At 44.5% G+C, this 20,011-nt stretch carries 14 protein-coding genes; 5 read left to right on the forward strand and 9 right to left on the reverse strand.

Annotation, left to right across the window (positions count from 1 at the left end):
* Window positions 1–128: 128 nt before the first annotated feature.
* The gene (locus SHAL_RS18080) at window positions 129–1,964 is read right to left on the reverse strand and encodes a carboxypeptidase-like regulatory domain-containing protein (protein ID WP_012278560.1); all 1,836 of its coding nucleotides are present in this window, start codon (window positions 1,962–1,964) and stop codon (window positions 129–131) included.
* Window positions 1,965–2,394: 430 nt separating this feature from the next.
* Here SHAL_RS18080 and SHAL_RS18085 point away from each other — a divergent pair, with 430 nt between their 5' ends.
* A complete protein-coding gene (locus SHAL_RS18085) occupies window positions 2,395–5,982 on the forward strand; it encodes a hypothetical protein (RefSeq protein WP_012278561.1) in 3,588 nt (1,195 codons plus the stop codon).
* Window positions 5,983–6,087: 105 nt separating this feature from the next.
* Here the strand turns inward: SHAL_RS18085 and SHAL_RS18090 are convergent, their stop codons facing one another.
* The gene (locus tag SHAL_RS18090) at window positions 6,088–7,272 is read right to left on the reverse strand and encodes a toxin-antitoxin system YwqK family antitoxin (RefSeq protein WP_150102109.1); all 1,185 of its coding nucleotides are present in this window, start codon (window positions 7,270–7,272) and stop codon (window positions 6,088–6,090) included.
* Window positions 7,273–7,319: 47 nt separating this feature from the next.
* Window positions 7,320–7,925 carry a toxin-antitoxin system YwqK family antitoxin gene (locus SHAL_RS18095; RefSeq protein ID WP_150102110.1) on the reverse strand — a complete coding sequence of 202 codons (606 nt, stop codon included), beginning with the start codon at window positions 7,923–7,925 and terminating at the stop codon, window positions 7,320–7,322.
* A 384-nt stretch (window positions 7,926–8,309) separates the two neighbouring features.
* Here SHAL_RS18095 and SHAL_RS18100 point away from each other — a divergent pair, with 384 nt between their 5' ends.
* Window positions 8,310–8,606, forward strand: a complete 297-nt coding sequence (locus SHAL_RS18100) for a hypothetical protein (RefSeq protein WP_012278562.1) — start codon at window positions 8,310–8,312, stop codon at window positions 8,604–8,606.
* A gap of 175 nt (window positions 8,607–8,781) precedes the next feature.
* Here SHAL_RS18100 and SHAL_RS18105 read toward each other — a convergent pair whose 3' ends face one another.
* Window positions 8,782–10,083, reverse strand: a complete 1,302-nt coding sequence (locus tag SHAL_RS18105) for an NAD(P)/FAD-dependent oxidoreductase (protein ID WP_012278563.1) — start codon at window positions 10,081–10,083, stop codon at window positions 8,782–8,784.
* A gap of 423 nt (window positions 10,084–10,506) precedes the next feature.
* On the opposite strand from SHAL_RS18105, the gene SHAL_RS18110 reads away from it, so the two are divergent.
* Window positions 10,507–10,887: a DUF2541 family protein gene (locus tag SHAL_RS18110; protein ID WP_223296209.1), complete on the forward strand. Its 381-nt coding sequence runs from the start codon at window positions 10,507–10,509 to the stop codon at window positions 10,885–10,887.
* 72 nt (window positions 10,888–10,959) lie between these two features.
* Here SHAL_RS18110 and SHAL_RS18115 read toward each other — a convergent pair whose 3' ends face one another.
* Both SHAL_RS18115 and SHAL_RS18120 read right to left on the reverse strand, forming a co-directional pair.
* Window positions 10,960–11,487 carry a hypothetical protein gene (locus tag SHAL_RS18115; protein ID WP_012278565.1) on the reverse strand — a complete coding sequence of 176 codons (528 nt, stop codon included), beginning with the start codon at window positions 11,485–11,487 and terminating at the stop codon, window positions 10,960–10,962.
* A gap of 142 nt (window positions 11,488–11,629) precedes the next feature.
* Window positions 11,630–12,418 carry an AraC family transcriptional regulator gene (locus SHAL_RS18120; RefSeq protein WP_041416106.1) on the reverse strand — a complete coding sequence of 263 codons (789 nt, stop codon included), beginning with the start codon at window positions 12,416–12,418 and terminating at the stop codon, window positions 11,630–11,632.
* Window positions 12,419–12,518: 100 nt separating this feature from the next.
* Here SHAL_RS18120 and SHAL_RS18125 point away from each other — a divergent pair, with 100 nt between their 5' ends.
* Window positions 12,519–13,769, forward strand: a complete 1,251-nt coding sequence (locus SHAL_RS18125; protein ID WP_012278567.1) for an MFS transporter — start codon at window positions 12,519–12,521, stop codon at window positions 13,767–13,769.
* Window positions 13,770–13,835: 66 nt separating this feature from the next.
* Here the strand turns inward: SHAL_RS18125 and SHAL_RS18130 are convergent, their stop codons facing one another.
* Together SHAL_RS18130 and SHAL_RS18135 are read right to left on the reverse strand one after the other, a co-directional pair.
* The gene (locus SHAL_RS18130) at window positions 13,836–14,897 is read right to left on the reverse strand and encodes a DUF2955 domain-containing protein (RefSeq protein ID WP_012278568.1); all 1,062 of its coding nucleotides are present in this window, start codon (window positions 14,895–14,897) and stop codon (window positions 13,836–13,838) included.
* 45 nt (window positions 14,898–14,942) lie between these two features.
* Window positions 14,943–16,010, reverse strand: coding sequence for an HlyD family secretion protein (locus SHAL_RS18135; RefSeq protein WP_012278569.1), 1,068 nt, complete (start codon window positions 16,008–16,010; stop codon window positions 14,943–14,945).
* A 100-nt stretch (window positions 16,011–16,110) separates the two neighbouring features.
* On the opposite strand from SHAL_RS18135, the gene SHAL_RS18140 reads away from it, so the two are divergent.
* Window positions 16,111–16,977, forward strand: coding sequence for a LysR family transcriptional regulator (locus tag SHAL_RS18140; RefSeq protein ID WP_012278570.1), 867 nt, complete (start codon window positions 16,111–16,113; stop codon window positions 16,975–16,977).
* Window positions 16,978–17,167: 190 nt separating this feature from the next.
* On the opposite strand, the gene SHAL_RS18145 is transcribed toward SHAL_RS18140, so the two are convergent.
* Window positions 17,168–20,002 (reverse strand): TonB-dependent receptor domain-containing protein, encoded by a 2,835-nt coding sequence (locus tag SHAL_RS18145; RefSeq protein ID WP_012278571.1) that lies wholly within the window; start codon window positions 20,000–20,002, stop codon window positions 17,168–17,170.
* Window positions 20,003–20,011 lie beyond the last annotated feature (9 nt).

The following is a 20,011-nucleotide window of genomic DNA, read 5'->3' on the forward strand; positions in this document are numbered from 1 at the left end:
AGCACGGAATGAACAGATACTTAATGCAATTGGTATAAATCCCCCCTCTTAACTCGGTGGCTTGAGCTAAATAAAAGAAGCTGCCAAATATGGCAGCTTCTTTTATTTAGGGACTGGATAATGGACGATTATTTAGTCACGCTAACTTCATACCACTTAAGATCGTCATAATTATCCCAAGTAATAATACCGTCACTATTACGCACTAACACACGGATATTAAATTGGTCAACGGCATCTTCTGCTTTAAAGGTATAGTCAACCTCACAGACGCCCCAATCACTAATCACGCTATCTAACGCGCTATGATTACCCGCCTTTTCAAAACGGCACTGCACTACATCATCTTGAGGATCGGTATAAAGCGCCTTTAGTTGATAAGTTTCACCAACCCTAGCCATAACATCCGTTGCCACGATGCCATCAATCATCAAACCATCAACCTTCGCAGGCTTACGGTCTGTGTCTAGTGGGATCTTAATAACCACCTCTTCGTGTTCAAAAGGGGCTTCACTATAAGTTTTATATTGGATCTCATATATATATTGCGGATAAGCCGTATCAGCTTCAAACAGGAAACTGTCACCTTTCGGTACTTTAGCAAAACCATCCTTAATTCCTACCACATAAAACTCTGCGATACGTTCATCAGGGCCTGTCACCTCTACATCTATCTGTACGCTGCCATCGATGGCAATTGGCTGTTGTACTTCAACTAGCATATAAGTTGAGTCTGGTGGGTTATCAAAAACTTCATCCCCCACGGTGACGGTTTCGACTTCTAGCTCTTCGCTTTCAATATAATCCGCCATCATAAACTGAGCGCCAAACATAACATCAGTCATGCCATTTAGGCCGAAAAAGCCGTCATCGTTACTCAGTTCAGCCATAATAGACACCATATACTCCTCAGCATCCTTTTCGCTGATTTGGTGTTGGTACTTAAACACGCCGTCGCCAGCAACGACTTCTTCAGTACCAGTCTCTAGATCAGCGCTAAATTTTGCTGTTACTGGACGCTGATTAGGATCTTCAACCGTCACCTCAACCCAAACTGTATCGCCAATCGCGTATTCAGTTTCAATATCACTTGAATACCAAGAGAAGTCCTGCCAGAAACCTTTTTTATGAGATTCATTATTGACATTAACCAGAGTGATAATCGGATCTTGGTGCATTCTGAACGCGCCAATAGAGTCATCAAACTCTTCAATTTCAACTAGAGTACGCGTCCAAATATTTGAACCATCAAGAGCAACATCATCCGCTTTTAAGGTGTAAGAGCCTGTAGGGATGCGCTCAAAAGAAAACTGTCCGTTATCATCTGTTATGGTTTCAAACTCACCATATTTGCCTTGTAGTTGTACCTTTACACCAGCAAGTGATACACCATCACTGTCGGTATAAGAGAAGTCAGGTTTACCGTCACCATCGATATCGATTAATCGGTCGGCCTGCATATCGCCATCGACGTCGATATTAAGATCGCTAATACCATCTAGATTATTATCGAGATTGGTATCGGCTTTGGCATCACAATTCATGTCGACGTTAAGGTAAATGCCCTCTCTATCAGTCAAGAGATTAAGCTCAGCAACCTTATCGCCATCAAGATCGATATTGTAATAAAGGTTACCTTCATCGTCAGTTAGGTTGGTATCTGCTACGCCATCTTTATCGAGATCTTGGTTATATAAGCTTGGATTAACCAAGCTGTTATAAGCCGCGCCACACACATGCCATGTATCTAAATCTGACTTTCCTTGCTCACCATTTTCTGCACTGTAATTTGTGCCACGACGAGAGTTAACGCGCTTGATGGCATCGTCATCAAATAAGTAGGCGTCGGCTACCACAGTCCCTAACACTTGAACGCCGGAGGCTTGGCTATCGCCTTCACTACCGCCACCACAGGCTGCAACCACACTAACAACTAAAGGAAATAATATTGCTTTTTTCATCATGACTCATATTCACAGAACAACATAGACTGCCCGTAATGACAGAGGAAACTCCGCAACTGGCAAGCTTGATGTAAGGTTTAAATAAATAAGATTTTTATGTTTAAACTATCGCTAATCAGCAATAGCGTCTTAATTTCGCGCGGGAGTATATACGCAGACATGCAATTTAGGGAGGTAAATTTAATAAAAATACCAAACAAACTTAAATCTTTATATTAGAAACAGATAAGTCATTTTTAGCCTAAAACCATCAGCTCAACTTCTATACACTTAGTTAGTCATTATGCTAATGCCATCACACATTACACGCTCCCCACAAAATCCATAACCTAAACGACTATTCTCAAAAAAGAAATCGGTTATGCTCCCTGCAAATCTAGCCGTATCACCACAGCCAGTGGATTTGATTCAGCGTTAATAGGACATGAGTATGGACGCATTTAACCACTTACAAGTTATCGAATTTAACCGCCACGACCCGGCCAGCATCGAGCAGGCCTTACAAAGCTATCAAGCCAAACTAGAAGCTCATCAAGCCTTCGATAAAAGCGGTCGATTCAACTTAGTATTTATGGATAACAGCAGCGGCACGCGTGAGCACCTGCAACTAGAGATGCTACAAGATAAACAACTGACTATGGATGCGCTAAGTCTTAATCCAGATGGTGGTCAACGAAGTAGTTATGTTGTGAGTGATGAACGCCAACTGTATCTGTCTGAAACCCTATTATTTGCCCTCGCGCTTGAACATGAATCCCTAGAGCCACAACTGCGTAAAACCGCGCAAGCTATGGTTGATTACGCACGCTTTGAAAACGATACCAGTGTCATGTGGCTCGATGACACTCGACTATTTGGCGCCGAACCGCTTTATATGATGGCGGCCAAAGACGCCAATGATGCAATTTATTTAGCACAGTTTTTTATCCCATACTGGGATGATGAACATGCAAACGGCTATGAAGATATGTTACTCAGTCTAGTGGAGCTGCATGGCTGGTGTGAGGCGATGATTAACGCCTTTATCTGGTGTGACAATCACAGCTTTAGATTCGCTTTTTACGGCAGCGATTGGGAACAACCAACTCCAAGATACCAATCCCTTGGTGATTATTTAAAAGCCAATCCAGATAAATACCCACGCTTTATTGAGTTAGTTAAGCAGCGTTTTTATAGCCAACCTGCACTAGTTGATAGCCAACACGACTCGCTGCAAGAGCAAAATCCTATTCTCAATCTATTTACCACCTTGATTGCTGACTGTTGCGGTCAAGACAGTGAAGCAATGAGTACTAAGCTAGCCGAGCACTTTATTAATGATAGCCTTGAGAATGAGGCCATGGATCTGCAAAACCAGCTCAAGCGAGAGCTTAATGGCACGCTTTGTTATTATGCTGGCAGCATTGCTCGCAAGAAAGAACGAATTCGTCAACGCAGCGATCGTGAGCAAGCGCGCGATAAGTATCTAGGCGGACTTAAGATGGTCAGCGAGTTCTTGTTGAGCCTTGAAAATAGCCATGCCCTGCTGTCTTACATCTCCACTGGCGCAAACCCTGAGATCCTCAATGATATTGAGCACGTTAACATCGTCCCCCATAGCGAAAAGCACGCATTAACCTTATATGAAGCCATTCAAGACTCTTGCTGGGATATTGACGACTTTGACCATGTGCGCGACAACTTCCATGAGGTGCTGCAATGCCTCGCAAAAGACTTACTGCTAGAAGTTGATGAGGACATGAGCGAAGCTGCAAGCAATGGCTTTATCAGCCGAGTCAGTGCTCATGCTCATGCTGATACCCATACCGAAATCGCATCGGCTAACACTCAACCAGAGAGCCGAGTACGCGACGCGCAAACCATGCTGCGTTTTGTCGATCTATTCTATCGCTTGTTTGGCCAGCAAGCCTTTAATGACGAAATGTGCGACTTGCTTACTGGCGAGTCAGAGTATCAAGCGATTATCAGTGTTGAAGACTATTACGCTCGTTTCATGCCTATCGACGCTACACCAAAGCTGAACTCTGCTGTAAGCAGAACGGATCAAAAGGCCCTTGAAAGCCTACTAGATGAATTTATCGACATAGGTTACAACCAGATTTCTGCAGAAATGCTTGAACAAGCTGATGAGCTATTTGCAAATCGCGCCTGTTTAGACTGCCAAGACTGGCCAGAAGATGAGCTGGGTATCGATGCCCTTTGCGCTTACTTACTAGTGCAAGATAAACAGCAAAACCACAATGATGACTACAGCCAAGCGTTACATGCAAAGCTAAATGGCGTGTTTAAGCGTGCACTAAACTTGATGCTAGAAAATGCCGACCTTCTAGGTGATGGTCCCTTTACGGAAAAAGGCTTAAACGACCGCGAACAAGCACAGGTCAAAGCTTACTTTACCGAGGCAACACCCGAGCTAAACCAACAGCAGATGATAGAGTTGTTAAACCAGCATCTTTATAGCCAAGATATCTGCCGCCAAGCCTTTCTGTACTTCCCTAAAATTAGTCCAATGCAGAAAAGCTATAAGTTTTTAGATGATTATGATGATGACTATCAACGCGTAATACTGATTTGCTTGTGGCTAAAGCAACTTGATATCGCCGAAGCCAAAATTGCAGAGCGTATTTGGCAACTGCTGATCGCCATGGCACCTATTAGAGTTGTGCATGTTATCGCTAAAGCCTTTAGCGAACATGAGCACAGATTCGATTCGCCATTAGATGAAAGCAATTTCTTCGACATGCTTAACAGCCATGGCATAGATAAAGCCTTCACGTTTGCTTATCAAGTTGAGCAGTTTAGCTATAACCAATTTCGCAGGGATGATTACCTTAACTTAGTGGAGTTAATAGGTGAGCTGGTCGTTGAGGACTCAGCAATTATAGAACAGAGCATGATGGCAGCAGCAAGACGCCATGATGCCATGGCATTACTGCGCGGACTCGATTACAGCTATCAACCAATAAAGCTAGATTTTCATAAGCATGTGGCGATGCGTTTTCCAAGCATGCCTTTTGCACTCGATAATGAGCTAAAGCAATGCTTAAGTGACTTCATAAAACTCAATAGCAACTCGTGGGAAGAGGTGATTGGCAGCAGGTTTAGTGACAACGTCCTCTTTTCTGGCTTTGTCGCTGACGCAGGTGAGCTACCTAAAAAGTTACGATTACCACTGACATTGCATCCTGATGCCGAACTGAGTCACACCCGCAGAAACGATAGAATGAATTGGATATGCTGCGAGATATTGCAGCAGGTTGGCGGTGAGCTACAGGTTTTAGTGGCTGACAAAGACACCGTTAGAGAAGGCAACCTCTACCTCGGCGGTGAGGTGTTAATCCTTAACGACAAGGTAGACGCCCAAAGCGTTATTGATGCAGTCAAAAACTTACCTAGCCCAGAAGAGCGCCAAAACACAGTCAACCAAAACCTATGGGCATATCTGCAAGGCGAGCTGAGTTATGATGAGTTTGCGCCGCAATTTAATCAATATGTCAGCTATGAAACCACGGCGAATCTCGAAGAATACCGTAGCCATGCCTTAAGCCAATATGTGTGGTTACTGGATGATGAGCGTAGCAGCCGCTTAGTGGCACTACTCGCAAACCATAGCTACCTAGCCTACAAGGTGTTCTGTGATGGACTTGTCGATGGCTATATGGATCAACTTGCCTTGCAAGGCAAAATGGATTTAGCCACGCGCCTAACATGTAATGAAGATGGCTATGAAAAGGCTGCGTATCAAGCGCTGCTAGATTGGCTATTTAGTCATGACGTCAAGCGTGAGTTTCTGCTGCTGTATATGATTAAAAACTACCGCCCATGTATGGGCGAGTATATTGCCGCCATGGCGCGCCGAGATGAAATCAAGCCACTGATGTCATTCTTGCATATTGAAACCAAAGCAGCCTTAGTGGATATTCTTGCACAGCAAACAGATGGCACTGAATTTATGAAGCTATTCGCCAAGGAGAAATCACGAAAAATCCGTGACAAGGTTGAGGCTGCATTGAGTTAATCCACTTAGATAAAATCCTTAAACTAATGAGTTTTACCACCTCAATGATGTAACTAAAAAGCGCTAGTCCATTTTTGCTAGCGCTTTTTATCATACCAATGCTAGTTAATCGGCCTTATCATTAACCAATCTAGGACCTGGAAAGGCCGGGACCTCGAGCTCATCCGGCAGATTTGGCAGCAGTAATTGCACTTCCTCACGGCCACTTTGCCCCTCAACAAACTTCCAAGTTAGGCCACTGTCGTTAGAAAAGCCAATCAAAGCCGACTCAGCAAGCACATCGCCTATAGGCGTGCTCATCGTGCTCTCCATAGGCAGGTAAACGTAATACTCATCTTCTTGCAGAAACAATTTTGCTGGCCCGTTGAATGCTGTCGACTCAAGCTTAAGACCTTCGCTCTGCAGCTGCTCCATCATTGCCGCTATTCCACGCTTAAATGTAGCTTCACCACCCGCGTTATCAATCACGTGACTAAGGCCAAAGCGCATATAGGTGTCGTAATCCTTATCGATAATAGACTGCCTCATGACCTGAGCAGCAGCTGACGCCTTTTCAACAATGAGGTCACCATTTTCGTCGAGGTATTTTGGCTCATTTGTCGGTTGCTGAGCAGCTAAAGTCGTCTGTGACTCATTAATCAATCTAGGCTCTGGGAAAACCGGGATCTCAAGCGCATCCGGCAGGTTTGGTAGCAAAACAAGCACTTCCTCGCGGCCAATGGAAGCCTCTACAAATTTCCAGGTTTGGCCGATATCTTTAGAGAGCCCAATCAAAGCCGTCTCTGCAACACCATCGCCTATAGGCGTGCTCATATTGATCTCCATAGGCAAGTAAACGTAATACTCGTCCTCCTCCTCCTCTTGCAGAAACATTTTTGTCGGCCCGTTGAATATCGTCGAGACCTGCTTAATACCTTCACTCAACAACTGCTGCGATAAAGCAGCCATCCCCCTTTTAAATGCAGCTTCACCGCCGGCATACTCAATCACGTAGCTAAAGGCAAAGCGCATATAAGTGTCGTAATCTTTATCAATAATAGACTGCTGCATGATCTTAGCTTCAGTTAGGGCCTTTTCAACAATGAGTGCACCATTTTCGGCGAAATATTTTTGCTCTCCAGTAGGTTGCCGAGCAACCAGCGCAGTCTCCCACTTAAGTGCCCCGTTAGGCCAAAACTCCTGATGCATGCCATTACCATCGACATCAAACAACGTCTTTTCTTCTAGCCCGCCATCTTTAAAATAGCGCTCATTCACACCAATCAACTCGCCATCTAAGTAATTGCGCAAAGTGTCCAAGTGACCATCAAAGTCATAGTTCTTGAACGTCCCCTGCTTTACCCCATCTTCAAAATACCCTCTTCTAGGAGTAGGCCATCTTCAGAAAACATCTTTTGCACACCACTAGGATGGTGAGAATCGAATCTTAAGCTGCCGTCATCAAAAAATATCTGCCAATGACCTACCTTATCGCCATCAAGCTTATAGCCCCGACTCTGCAGCTGACCATTTTCATAAAAGTTCTCCTCTAACACAGGCTTAGGTTCTACCTTAGGAGGTACCGGAAAATCTGCAGTTTTGATGGAAAAGTTGATATGAATGCTATCGCCTCTTTCACGCTCCGATTCGGGCAGTGTCTCCATAACGACAAGTAGCGCTTCCATTGAACGCTGCAACTGCTCTTTAGCAATGGCATCAAACTCAGCAGAGCCACTGGACTCGCTCACCTTAGTGTGCACCTCGCCACCCGCGTCATAATCCACCGCCACAACCACTTTTAATTGGCTGAATTCGGGATTAGCCTGTGTCTCTTTCACTGCCTGCCCCAAGCTTAAATTGAAACACGTATTGAAGGTATCACACACAATTTGAGCTGGTTTATCACTGCAACCAGACAGCAACAAAGCTGCGGTAACGCTGGCAATAAGAGTTAATATTTTCATAAATTCACAGGCCACTAAAAAGATAACGAGCATGCTAGATGAAAACGTTAAATTTGGGTTATATCAGTACGCTTTATGTGTAGCGGTTCACAAATGATGCTCAACTCAATAAGAATAAGCAATAAAACCAAATGACTAAATCAAGTGACTAAATCAAGTGACTAAATCAAAAACACTAAAAAACCAAAAATACCAAGTAACCAAACCAAAAACTTAGTCACTTATTACTCAGAGCCTAAAACAGAGCTAAAACTAGATAGCATGGGGCTTACAATACATATTATGCTAAAATCCCCCATCAGCTTTATGAATGTGCAACCAATCTCATTTGTTTGACTGAGGGTAGTGAAATCCTACCGAGATTAACTAATGAGGATACGAGATATGAAAAAATTAAATGCCGAACAGCGCAAAGCCCGAGATAATGAACGTTTTTCACAGCGGGTAGATGAGCGCAGAACCAAGGGCGAAGATGTTGTCGCTTACGCACTTTCCAATGCAAAAGCCTATAAGTTTCTGACTAAGCCAGAGAGACATGAACTCAAGCAAAGACAAACAGCTCTGCTCAATGAAGTGAAATTGACAGCAGAAGAAAAGCTTAAACTTAGACAAGAGCAAGAGTTGCAACAAATTGAAGCGACATTTGACGCCGATAAAGACGATACAGCGTCAAACAATTAAGCCATTGTTAGTTTGAATCAAAATAGAGATCTGCTGAACTGCGGTCTCGACATAATAAAAGGGAAGCTCTTTCCCTTTTATTATTTGAATTAACTTAATTTCTGCACAGCTTGTAAACTTTCCTACCGCTACGAAATGCTAATAGCCCTTCTAAATGCTAGCCCAGCCCTAAATATTAGTGCAGCTTCATTCTTGGGCGCACTACGCGCATTAGCTTTTCAGCGCACCATAACGCTATGGTCTTTAACGTGCCATGAATCGCTTGTTGGTGCATACGGTAGAGTGAGATATACACTAGGCGAGCAATCTTACCTTCGACAAACATACTGTTCTTAGTCAGGTTGCCCATCAAGCTACCGACCGTACTGTAGCGCGATAGGTTAACCAATGAGCCATGATCTACATAGACGTAATCTACAAGCGGCTCACCTTTAAGCTCGTTAAGAATATTTGTCTCAACACACTGCGCCATCTGATGAGCAGATTGTGCTCTTGGCGGTACAAAGCTGCCATCGGCTTGTTGGCATGCACAGCAATCGCCTATCACATAAATATCATCACTAACGGTGCTTAATAGGCTCGGTTTAACCATAATTTGATTAACACGGTTAAGCTCAAACAGACCGATATCTTTAATAAAGTCTGGCGCTTTAACGCCCGCAGCCCACAGCATAATATTGGCTTCGATTAACTCACCTTCTGAGGTAACAAAGCCTGCAGATGTCGCTTCACTAATGCGGGTATTTTCCATCACGTTTACGCCTAGCTTACTTAGTTCGCGTCTTGCAGAAGTGGCAATGCGTTCAGGCAAGGCAGGCAGTATACGCTCACCGGCTTCAATCAAGTGAATATTGAGTTTGTCGGCGGTCATCTTACTCAAACCGTAAACCTTGAGCAGATCGGTAACATGGTACAGTTCAGCAGATAACTCAACGCCTGTTGCACCACCACCGACAATGGCAATGTTAAGTTCGTTAAGGGTTTCCGACTGATGCACTCGGGTAAAGCTATCTAACAGAGCGTGATGAAAGCGGTTAGCTTGCTGGTGAGAATCTAAAAAGAAGCAGTTTTCTGTAACACCAGGGGTATTAAAGTCATTGCTGATGCTACCAATAGCGATAACCAGTTTGTCGTATTGGATCTGCCGCTCAGGTAATAGCACTTTACCCGCTTCATCTAAAATAGGTGCGACTGAAATCGCCTGATTCGCTTCATCTAAGTCACAAAAAGTCCCCAATTGAAATTGATAACCATGCTTGGCCGCGTGGGCAGAATAAACCACGCCATCAAGCGCACTATCCAAAGATCCTGTAGCCACCTCGTGGAGTAATGGTTTCCAAATGTGAGTTCGGTTCTTATCGACTAAGATGATTTGCGCTAGGTTTTTCTTGCCTAGCTTATGACCCAATTGAGTCGCTAGCTCCAAACCACCAGCGCCACCGCCTACAATCACAATTTTTGGATTTGCCGATCTCATCACTTCATTCCTCTATAAAGGTCAAATATTGAAACCCCATTTAGGCTTCAATAGAACAAGATGCTAAATTAACGTGCACTTACTTAGCGGCTGCTATGTTGACCCAAAACATGACCCAAGTCACGTTTAATAAATCTGGTTTTTTGATAAATGTCAGTTGATTTAACTGGCAAATAAAAATTCAGCAACAGCATGACCAACACAGTTTCACAGGAATGCCGCATTAAATATAAAACAAAACAACAACTACCTTTTAGCCCTAGCAGGCTCATAGATGACTACCGAGAAAAGCCGAGCAGGCTTAGTGCTGTTACTCTCAAATAATTGTTAGCTAGATCTAAATTCATTCAATATTTGCTAGCGCTAAAGCGAACAAAAGACTAATTTAGCCGCCCTTTAAAACCACTTTCCGAAAATATGAACATGAAATCCTTTGTGGCAGGCCTGATGATGGCTGCCAGCATGTTAGCAGTAAGCAATGTCGCTATGGCCGATGAGCAGATCACTCTAGGTCGTACCATCTTATTGGGCGGCGGCGATCACGGCGCAAAAATCCCACTACTAATTTGCCGTAAAACCGATGCTATCCGCGTAAAAGCTGAGCGTGATCTACATTTAGAAAAAATCAAAGTGACCTTCAACAATGGTCAAACAAAGACAATTCGCTTCTATCGCGATCTAAAGAAAAACAAATACACCGACTGGCGTAAGTTTGCCTACCCTCGCTGTGTAAAGAAGCTTGAAGTCTTCGGTAACTCTGACGGTTCAAAGGCTGGCGTAAAAGTATTGGGCCGCAAAAAGTAATCGCTTTCAAAACAAAAATGACCACATTGATGTGGTCATTTTTTATCAAACTATACGGTTACAAACTAACGATTAATTAGCTTGCTGCTGGCACTCTAATAACAACTGCTGGAAGTGCGCACCTAAGTCTTGACTGGCAAACTCTTGGCTGGCAGTCGCCATCTGCTGTAAATGTTGCAAGCCCTGCTCAACACCTTGGTCGGCAATAATTTGTTTTGCGTAAGCTGCGGCATCGGCGCCTTTCTGCAGAAGACTCGACATATTCTCCAAGCTAAAATCTTGCTCCATTAAACCTTCTAGCTCACTAAGAAGATCTGTAATCTTTGCCGACTCGACCAATGCCCCCTCAACATTAACTAGCTCACCAACAGGATCCATTTCTAGTTTACTGGCGACACACGAGGCAACGCTGCCGGCCTCGGCACCACTGGCAACAGCTTCGATACCTTGACTGCGGATCTGCTCAATCACCTGCTGTAACTGCTCATTTTTAGCCAGCCAAGCTTGCTCTAGTTGCTGGTTTTCGTCACCACCAAAATATCCACAACCGCTTAAGCCAATAGCTAACGCTGCAGGAACTATTACTGTCTTAAACTGCATTTATATACTCCAATAAATCAAAGGCTAAACAACCACTGCCACTAGTATACCTAGATAATTAAATACCGACTTTTAAACTTAATTAATCTTCAATAGACCATTAACTCACGAAGCTACACTGACTATATATTAGTGACAAAACTCATAGCTCTTTCAACCTGATGTATTGCTTAGGTGACTGGCCTAACGTCTTCTTGAAGAAAGTAATAAATGCGCTGACCGACTCATAACCCAGCTCTTCGGCGATTCGCTGTACAGAGTCCCCCGTTGCCAGTTTTTGTAATGCTAAAACGATGTGCAGCTGCCCACGCCAGCGACCAAATGTAATGCCGATTTCACTCTTAACCAGCCTCGCTAACGTGCGCTCACTCATTGCAAACTGACTCGCCCATTGAGCTACCGTGCGTCTGTCTTCAGGTGCTGCGATTAATGCATTCGCGATAGATTTGAGCCTAGGCTCTGCCGGAATAGGAAAGTCATAATGCTGTGTTGGCATAATGCGCAGCTGCTCGATAAGCACACCAACCAAGTTATCAGTAGCACTACCTTGCTGATAACCCTGCTCCCGTGCCGTTAAGTGCACGATTAGCTCTCTGATCAAGGGGGTCACTGACAAGGTGCAACTACGAACAGGCATGCCTTCAACATCAGGATCAATAAATAGCATACATACATTGGCATTTTTAGATATTTGATTGCTGTGAGGCACTTGACTTGGGATCCACACAGCGCAATTAGGTGGCACAATCCAGATAGCGTCATCAATTTTACACTTCACAAAACCATTCAGTGCCAATACCAATTGGCACTTTCGATGTTGATGAAACGGTGTCTCTGCATCTTCCTTATCGCCAACCAATCCCAATGCAACCACACGCTGAGGAAAATGATCTGAATCGAATTCGGGTAATGATGGGGCATCAAACTTCATATAATGACCGTTTTTAGCTATATAGAGTCACTAAAGCCCAATACAGCAATCAATTAGAAGCGTAAGCTAGCGCACTTTCACGACTTTAAAGGAGCCTATTGTGACGTTATCGCACCCTTCTCGTTTTGCCAGCAGTGCATTCTTACTACTTGGTGTGCTCTTAATCGCCATCAGCTTACGCAGCCCAATTACAGGGGTTGGCCCACTACTCGATGCCATTAGAGCCGAGTTAAATCTGTCTGCAACACAGGCTGGAATGTTAACCACTCTGCCTTTGTTGGCATTTGCTTTTTTCTCGCCTATCGCATCAAAAGTTGGTCGTAAATGCGGCCTAGAGCTGGCATTGATGTTGTCGTTGCTGTTTATTCTTATCGGTCTAGTGGGTCGTTCGCTCGGTTCGGCCAGTGCACTATTTATCGGCACGGTGGTCATCGGTGCCGGTATCGCCTTCGCTAATGTGCTACTGCCAAGTTTAATGAAGCGCGATTTCCCAAATAAAATTACCACCATGACCTCTATGTATGTATTGATGATGGGTGCAGGCTCGGCAATGAGTGCCAGCTTAGCAATACCACTGACAGATATGGCCAATCAATTGTCGATAAGTGTGATCCCAACTTGGGCATTTTCCTTAGGTGGCCTAGTGATATTCCCGCTTATCGCTATCTTAGTATGGCTACCACAGATACGTAATCACACCGCCCCAAGCAAAGATACCCAAACACTCGATAGCCACAGCTACCTGTGGCGTAATAGTAGCGCCTGGCAGATCACTCTTTTTTTGGCTTTAAACTCTTTCTTGATGTATATCTTCATCAGCTGGCTACCCACCATCTTAGTGGATAACGGTTTTAACCATCATGAAGCAGGCGTCATTCACGGCGTTCTACAGCTGTTTACTGCGGTGCCAGCCTTAATATTAATTCCGTTTATGAGTAAACTTAAAGACAAACGTCTACTCAGCTTTAGCTTAACCCTGATGGCATTTATTGGCATCATGGGGCTATTACTTAAGCCAGAGCTTGCCATGATTTGGGCGATGCTATTTGGCTTTGGTGCTGGTGGTGGATTTATCGTGGCGCTGGCCTTAATAAGCCTTCGCACCGAAAGTGCACACCAAGCTGCGACTCTGTCAGGCATGGCACAGTTTTTAGGTTACTTACTTGCGGCAACAGGACCGATGATCATGGGTGAGTTACACGAGCAAACTGCAAGCTGGCAATTGCCACTGATCCTATGTGCAATCTGTGCCATCTTATGGAGTGCGTTTTCTCTATTAGCGGCAAAAGATGAGTTAATCGAACCTGCGGCTCATAACCGTAATGCCACATTAGAGGAAAACCTCTCCTAATATGTCGCCTAAAACGGGGGACAGCGAGCCCCTCTTACTCCCTAAGACTAAAGTAATTTAACATTCTTATGGAGTCCCCCGTACCAAAGACCTGTTTCTAATAATCCGCACTAAGAAGTGATGCACAACCCAGATAGCCAAAGAGGTCGCTACCACAGCTACCACAATTGAGCTAAAGCGGTAACAGATAGAAAAGAAGGCATCTTGCTGCTCGGGGACAAACGCGCTTGTTAGCGGCACGGTTAACGCCGACATCGCCGAGAAGCCGATGCCTGCTTTTATCCTGCCAATAGCCAGCCATCGGCAAAACAGACCTGCAGCAATGGCATACCCCAGCAGAAAAAGCAGCATATTATTAGCCAAACTGTACAAGATTAGCTGCAGTAACATGCCAGCTAAACAGCCAAGAAAAGTGCCAATAATGCGTATTTTAGCCACCGCCATCGAGCCGATGAAAGTCATGGGAGCCAGCACAATCAGGATTGAGGCTTGCGCCGACAAGGAGTCATTGAGAGCTGCCACCTGAAACAAGATAAATGCCGCCATGGCGATTATCCAGCCTAGCGCGGCTTGACGCACCATACCTATATGATCTTTTCGTTGATTATCGATATGAGTTTGCGCCTCACGGGGCTGCATTAAGCTCGCCTTAGGCAGCTTAATGCTTGGATCAGGAAACAGATACAAGGCTAAGGCCACAATCGGCCCCGTCAACAATGCAGAAGCGATTAGCCCCATCACAAAGTCTTCGAGATCGAAGCCCTGATAACTGCCAAAGTTCAGTAGAATAGAACCCATCAACAATCCGATATAGCCAAAAAGATAGCTGCTCTTGTGTGTCATAGCGATGCACTTAAACATCAGCATAATCGCCACGGCTACAGTCATTAACAATGGATAGGGTTGAAAAAAGCCAACAATAAAGCTGACCTGCACACAGACCCAAGTTACCCCCAGAATTAATTGCACTATGATGCTGCCATTCCATCTATCGATTTGGGTTAATACAAACATAGGTAATAGCGCGGCGAACATGCCATTTGACCAGCTAAAGACCAAGGTAATCGCCAGCCCAAACACACAGCCAAACCAGATCCGTTGGGTTTTTCTCAAAGTCTTAATTTGCACAATAAGGCTTCCTAGTAGGCTATCGTTGATAAAATAACAGAAAAATTAGTAGATATAGTGAAGCCAACTCACCAACTTAATCTGACTCCTAGCAAGCAAAGCCCACCCGCTATTATCTTCTGGATAGATCACCACCGTGGCACGAGAACCGACAAATAGCGGCTGAGGTAGAGTACTTTGACTGGTTAAATTAATTCGGACTCGCTGGGCATCTCGTACCCAGCGGTTGTTGGTCTCAACATGGGTCAGTTGTCCATTTGGACTTTGCTGCGCCGCCGCCACACCAAAGTCCCGGCTTTGCACATCAAGTGAGAATACCTTTCCCGGAAAGGCATCGAATGCCACTAGCGCCTTTGACTGCTTGTCTATCCGAGCCACCGCTTTTTCACGAAAATCAGCTGCAATCCAGAGGGAATCGGTTGGAATAAAGGTCAGTAGCGGCATATGACTATTGGCTGTACTGCCTACCTCCAACTGCAGATTTGTCACGACCCCATCACTTGGTGCAAACACTTGAGTGTGGGAAAGATCCAGCTCTGCTTGCTGCAAACTATTCTTGGCTGCGCGCACAACACTGCTCTGCCCTGGTTGACTGCCGAGCTGCACGGTTAATGCCCGTAGATCCTGCTGAGCAGCACGTAGGTTAGCCCCTGATGCATTATTGTTTGCCAGAGCACTATCTAACATAGAGACCGAGACTAGCTTTTGCTTTGCCAACTGACTGATCCGTCGATACTCACTACTGGCATTATCGAAAGCGGCTTGATTAGTGGCGACATTTGCTTCTGCCGCCTCCACCTTGGCGTACATAGCATCTTCTTGCTCATGTGCCTGCTCTAGCGCCAGCTGAGCTTTCTCCATCGCAAGCTGATACTTACGCGCATCGATGCTAAATAGCTTATCACCCCGTTTCAGTTGCTGATTATTATGCACTTCAACCGCAGTGACAGTTCCGGTTACTTCCGGGGCGATTTGGATCACGTAACCTTGGACTCGACTCTCAGTCGTTAACGGTACATAGCGATCGGCGATCACGATATAACCAATAAGGAAGATGAAAATAATAATCAAGCTTTGCATCCAGCGACGAAAAGCATGTTCTGCGGTTTGCATGAATAGGTCCAAGGTCAATCTGAGGGACAAGTATTATAGATATTGCTAATTAGATTAAATAGAATGGCAGATAGCGCACTTACAACCTATAGGTAGGACAATGAACGTTAGCATGGATGATCTACACCTGTTTGTATTAACCGTCCAACACGGCGGAATAAGCGCCGCGGCAAAGCAACACTCATTGCAACGCTCGAAAGTGAGTCGGCGCTTACAGGAACTCGAAAAGGCATTGGGCTGTCAGTTGCTTATCCGCACCACTAGACAAATAGAGTTAACCGAGAATGGCCGACTACTCTACCAGCAGATCAATCAGCCTTTGGGAAGCGTTGCTCAAGCAGCGAAGCTGCTAACTAATCAGCAGAAATCCTTGCAAGGTATGTTAAGAGTCGCAGTGCCTGCAGCCCTAATTACCTCAAACATGTTTACTCTATTGCTAGAGAACTACCTAGAGCTGTTCCCTGATGTTTTATTAGAGGTGTTGCACTGTCAAGAGAGCATCGATCTCAAGCGAGACAATATCGATATTCAAATCTTACCCGACGGGGTAAAGGTGAAAAATGAGGACTATGTCCAGCAGGCGCTACTACGCTTTCCAAGCAGCTTAGTCGCATCAAACGCTTACTTACAAAGCCACGCGCCAATTAATGCCCTCAGTGATCTTTTTGCACACCCGTTAATGGTCAGTCGCTACAACCAAGCATCCCTCCCCGATGATCTTACCCTGAGACTTTGCTCAGATGATCTGCGCTTGATCCAGCATATGGCAACTACAGGTAAAGGCATTGCATTACTACCGACCATTTTACTCAAAGACTCACTTAAGTCCGGTGAGCTACTGCCGATTTTAACTCACGAGAAGCTGCCGGAGATCAAGCTCACCTTAATCTATCCATCTAGGCAATTTTTACCGGAAAAGACCCGTGCCTTAATCAAACTGCTTAGAGATGCCTTTAAGTTAAATTAGAGGGGATAACTTAGCCAGAAGCAATGGCTTGTCTTTCAAGCTCGACAGCGATTGCTCTACCGACTCTAAATACTGATTGAACGCTAAGCATACCGCTTATAAAAATAAAAAAACCAGTAACGAATCGCTACTGGCTTTTATTAATATCAATGCTTTTTACAGCACGATATGACTGACTAATTATTTAATATTAAAGCTTATAGTTTGCACCTAGGAAGAATGCACGACCCGTAGTGTCGTAATAACCTGCGCCATCGTATACATATGGGTTACGTGGTGGCGCAAGATCAAATGCATTCAATACACCAAAGCGTAAAGTTAGATCATCATTAAAGGCATATGAACCCGTGAAGTCCCAAATAGTACTCGATGGAATATCGTTATAGTTGTTATTCTCAGGCTTCCAGTCGTTACTCGCAACGGCTGAATGACGGTAGTTAGAGCGTGCTTCTAGACTTAGTGCATCATACTTCCAGCCTAAGCTAAACATCGCTTTCCAACGTGGGTCTGTGTATTCACCTACGTCAACCTGTAGGTCATCAGCAAAACCCGTCGGGTTCGTTTGCCACTGCTCTAGATAAGTTGCAATAACATGAACTTTAAAGTCACCAAAGCTATCAGTTGGAATGTCATATTGGCTTTCAATATCGACACCTTTAACGTCAAACGACGCAGAGTTAACAGGGCTTTGAACGAAATCGACAATATCACCTGTCGCTGCATCACGGGTAAATCGACTGCAATATACGTTATCTAGTGACTCAGAGTCGTAGCAATAACGAACTGCTGTACTGACATCGATGTATTCAATTGCATCAGAGATCTCAAATGCCCAGTAATCTACTGTGATAGAGAAACCGTCAAGATAATTAGGTGTATAAACCGCACCAATAGTGTAATCGTGTGACGTTTCAGCCTTTAGATCTGGGTTACCCGCATTGCTACCAGCATGATTACTCAAGTACCAAGAATCAGATGGGTTCCAGCCTTGAGGTAAACCAGCAGCCTGACAATTTGCCTTACGGTTATCATTTGGACCTAGCTCCACGTTGATCTTGTCACAAACGTCGGTGAAACTTTCGAATGTTTGTCCTGCAGGGCTAAATAACTCTCCAATATTTGGCGCTCGAACAGACTTTGAACGTGTTGCACGAAGACGAAGATCTTCGATTGGAGCCCAGTTTAAACCCACTTTCCAAGCATCATCTTGACCCGCAGTGCTGTAATCCATCCAGCGATAAGCGAGATCAAGAGCTAAGTCATGTGCGAGGAACATATCTGATAGTAATGGAATATTAAATTCAGCTGCAAATTCAGTAACATCATACTCACCCTTCATTGGGTTAGCACTGTTACCAAAAATTGTACCGTCGATTAGTGCTTGATCTGGATTAGTTTCAGACTCTTCCTTACGGTAATCTGCACTGAATGCCGCACTGACGTAACCCGCTGGTAGGTCAAATAGCGCACCACTAACAATTAGACCGGCACTAGTCTGTGTCGTCTTAGCTGTCTGCCCAGCACTTGTGCCCACCCAGTCGATAGACTCTTGACTTGCTTGGTTTACACCAAGTAAGTTCATAGGTACACACCCTGCTGCACGAGCATCGACATCACGACAAACTATTTCACCATCAACTAAGATAGCATCTTTAGCTTGCTCATAACGCTCATCCCATATCTGACCTTTCCATAACGTGGTTTCCTTTAGCTGACCACGTTGAGCGTGAATAGAGTAATCCCAATCATCACTGATCACGCCTTCAAGGCCCACTAAGAAACGCATTGTTTCACGGTCTTGGTTATAAGTACGGTTACCAAACTCACCATCGATACGGTAGAGGTTGAAGTATTCCATATCTGTATCAGCCATTAACTGCTTTGTTTCCTCAGGAAGAAAAGCATTATCAGCCATGACAGGATTCCATGTATGGAATACCGGCGTGCTTTCACCGTTAGATGTATAATCAACATAGGTGATTTCAGTGAAGATCTTGTGCTCATCATTAATTTCATAGTCAGTATTTAGCGTAAATACCTTACGATCTAGCGGTGTACGAATTAAACCGTAATCAACGGGATCATAACCTTCACAGCTTGGACCACAGTAGTTAGCATTGTTACCAGGACCAGGAATAAGTCCTTCACCGTAATCAAACTCTCTCATTGCACCATCTGGTCCAAAAGTATATTGGCCACCGTCACCAGCAAAGAAGGTACCCGCTTCATTGATCCATGATAGTGGCTTACGACCAATGTACTCAATACGAGCTGGTGCACCTTCAGATGTATCAGGGTTATAAATACTGTTTACAGGATTATCTAAAAAGTCTCTGTCGGTTGGACGTAACTCTTTTTGCTCCGCATAAGTAAAGTTAAATACTGTCGACAGTTTATCGTCTAAGAAGTTACCACCCGCAGTTAACGAGAACTGTCCCTCTTCACCGCCACTTTGTTCTGGTTGTATATAAGAGACATCAAGCTCAACACCTTGAACATCGGTTCGAGTGATAATGTTAATTACACCAGCAATCGCATCGGAGCCATATACAGCAGATGCACCACCAGTGATTACTTCAATGCGAGAAACCATCGCTGTAGGAATAGTGTTCAGATCGACTGCCGAGCTACCATTAGAGCCCGCAACAAAACGACGGCCATTGACCAAGACTAGCGTACGGTCGCTACCTAGGCCACGTAGGTCTGTTTGGTTTAGACCGTTAGCAAAAATAGTGTTGTTAGACGTCTCTGGAGAGATACCAACGGTAGATGATGGAAGTTTATTCAAGATATCAGCAACGTTAGTGATACCCATATCCATCATATCTGCACCAGTAATGACGGTTATAGGAGTTGGAGATAGCTCACCAATTCGCTTAATTTTCGAGCCTGTCACCTCGATTCTTTCAATGCTATCGCCTTCTTGCTCTTCAGCATAGGCCCCAGCACTTGTCATTAACGCTGCGCTTGTCGTTGCTAGTAATGCAACTTTTACAGCTTTAGATAAACTGCTTATTGACGTCATATTCAACAT

The organism is Shewanella halifaxensis HAW-EB4 (assembly GCF_000019185.1).
GTDB lineage: Bacteria > Pseudomonadota > Gammaproteobacteria > Enterobacterales > Shewanellaceae > Shewanella > Shewanella halifaxensis.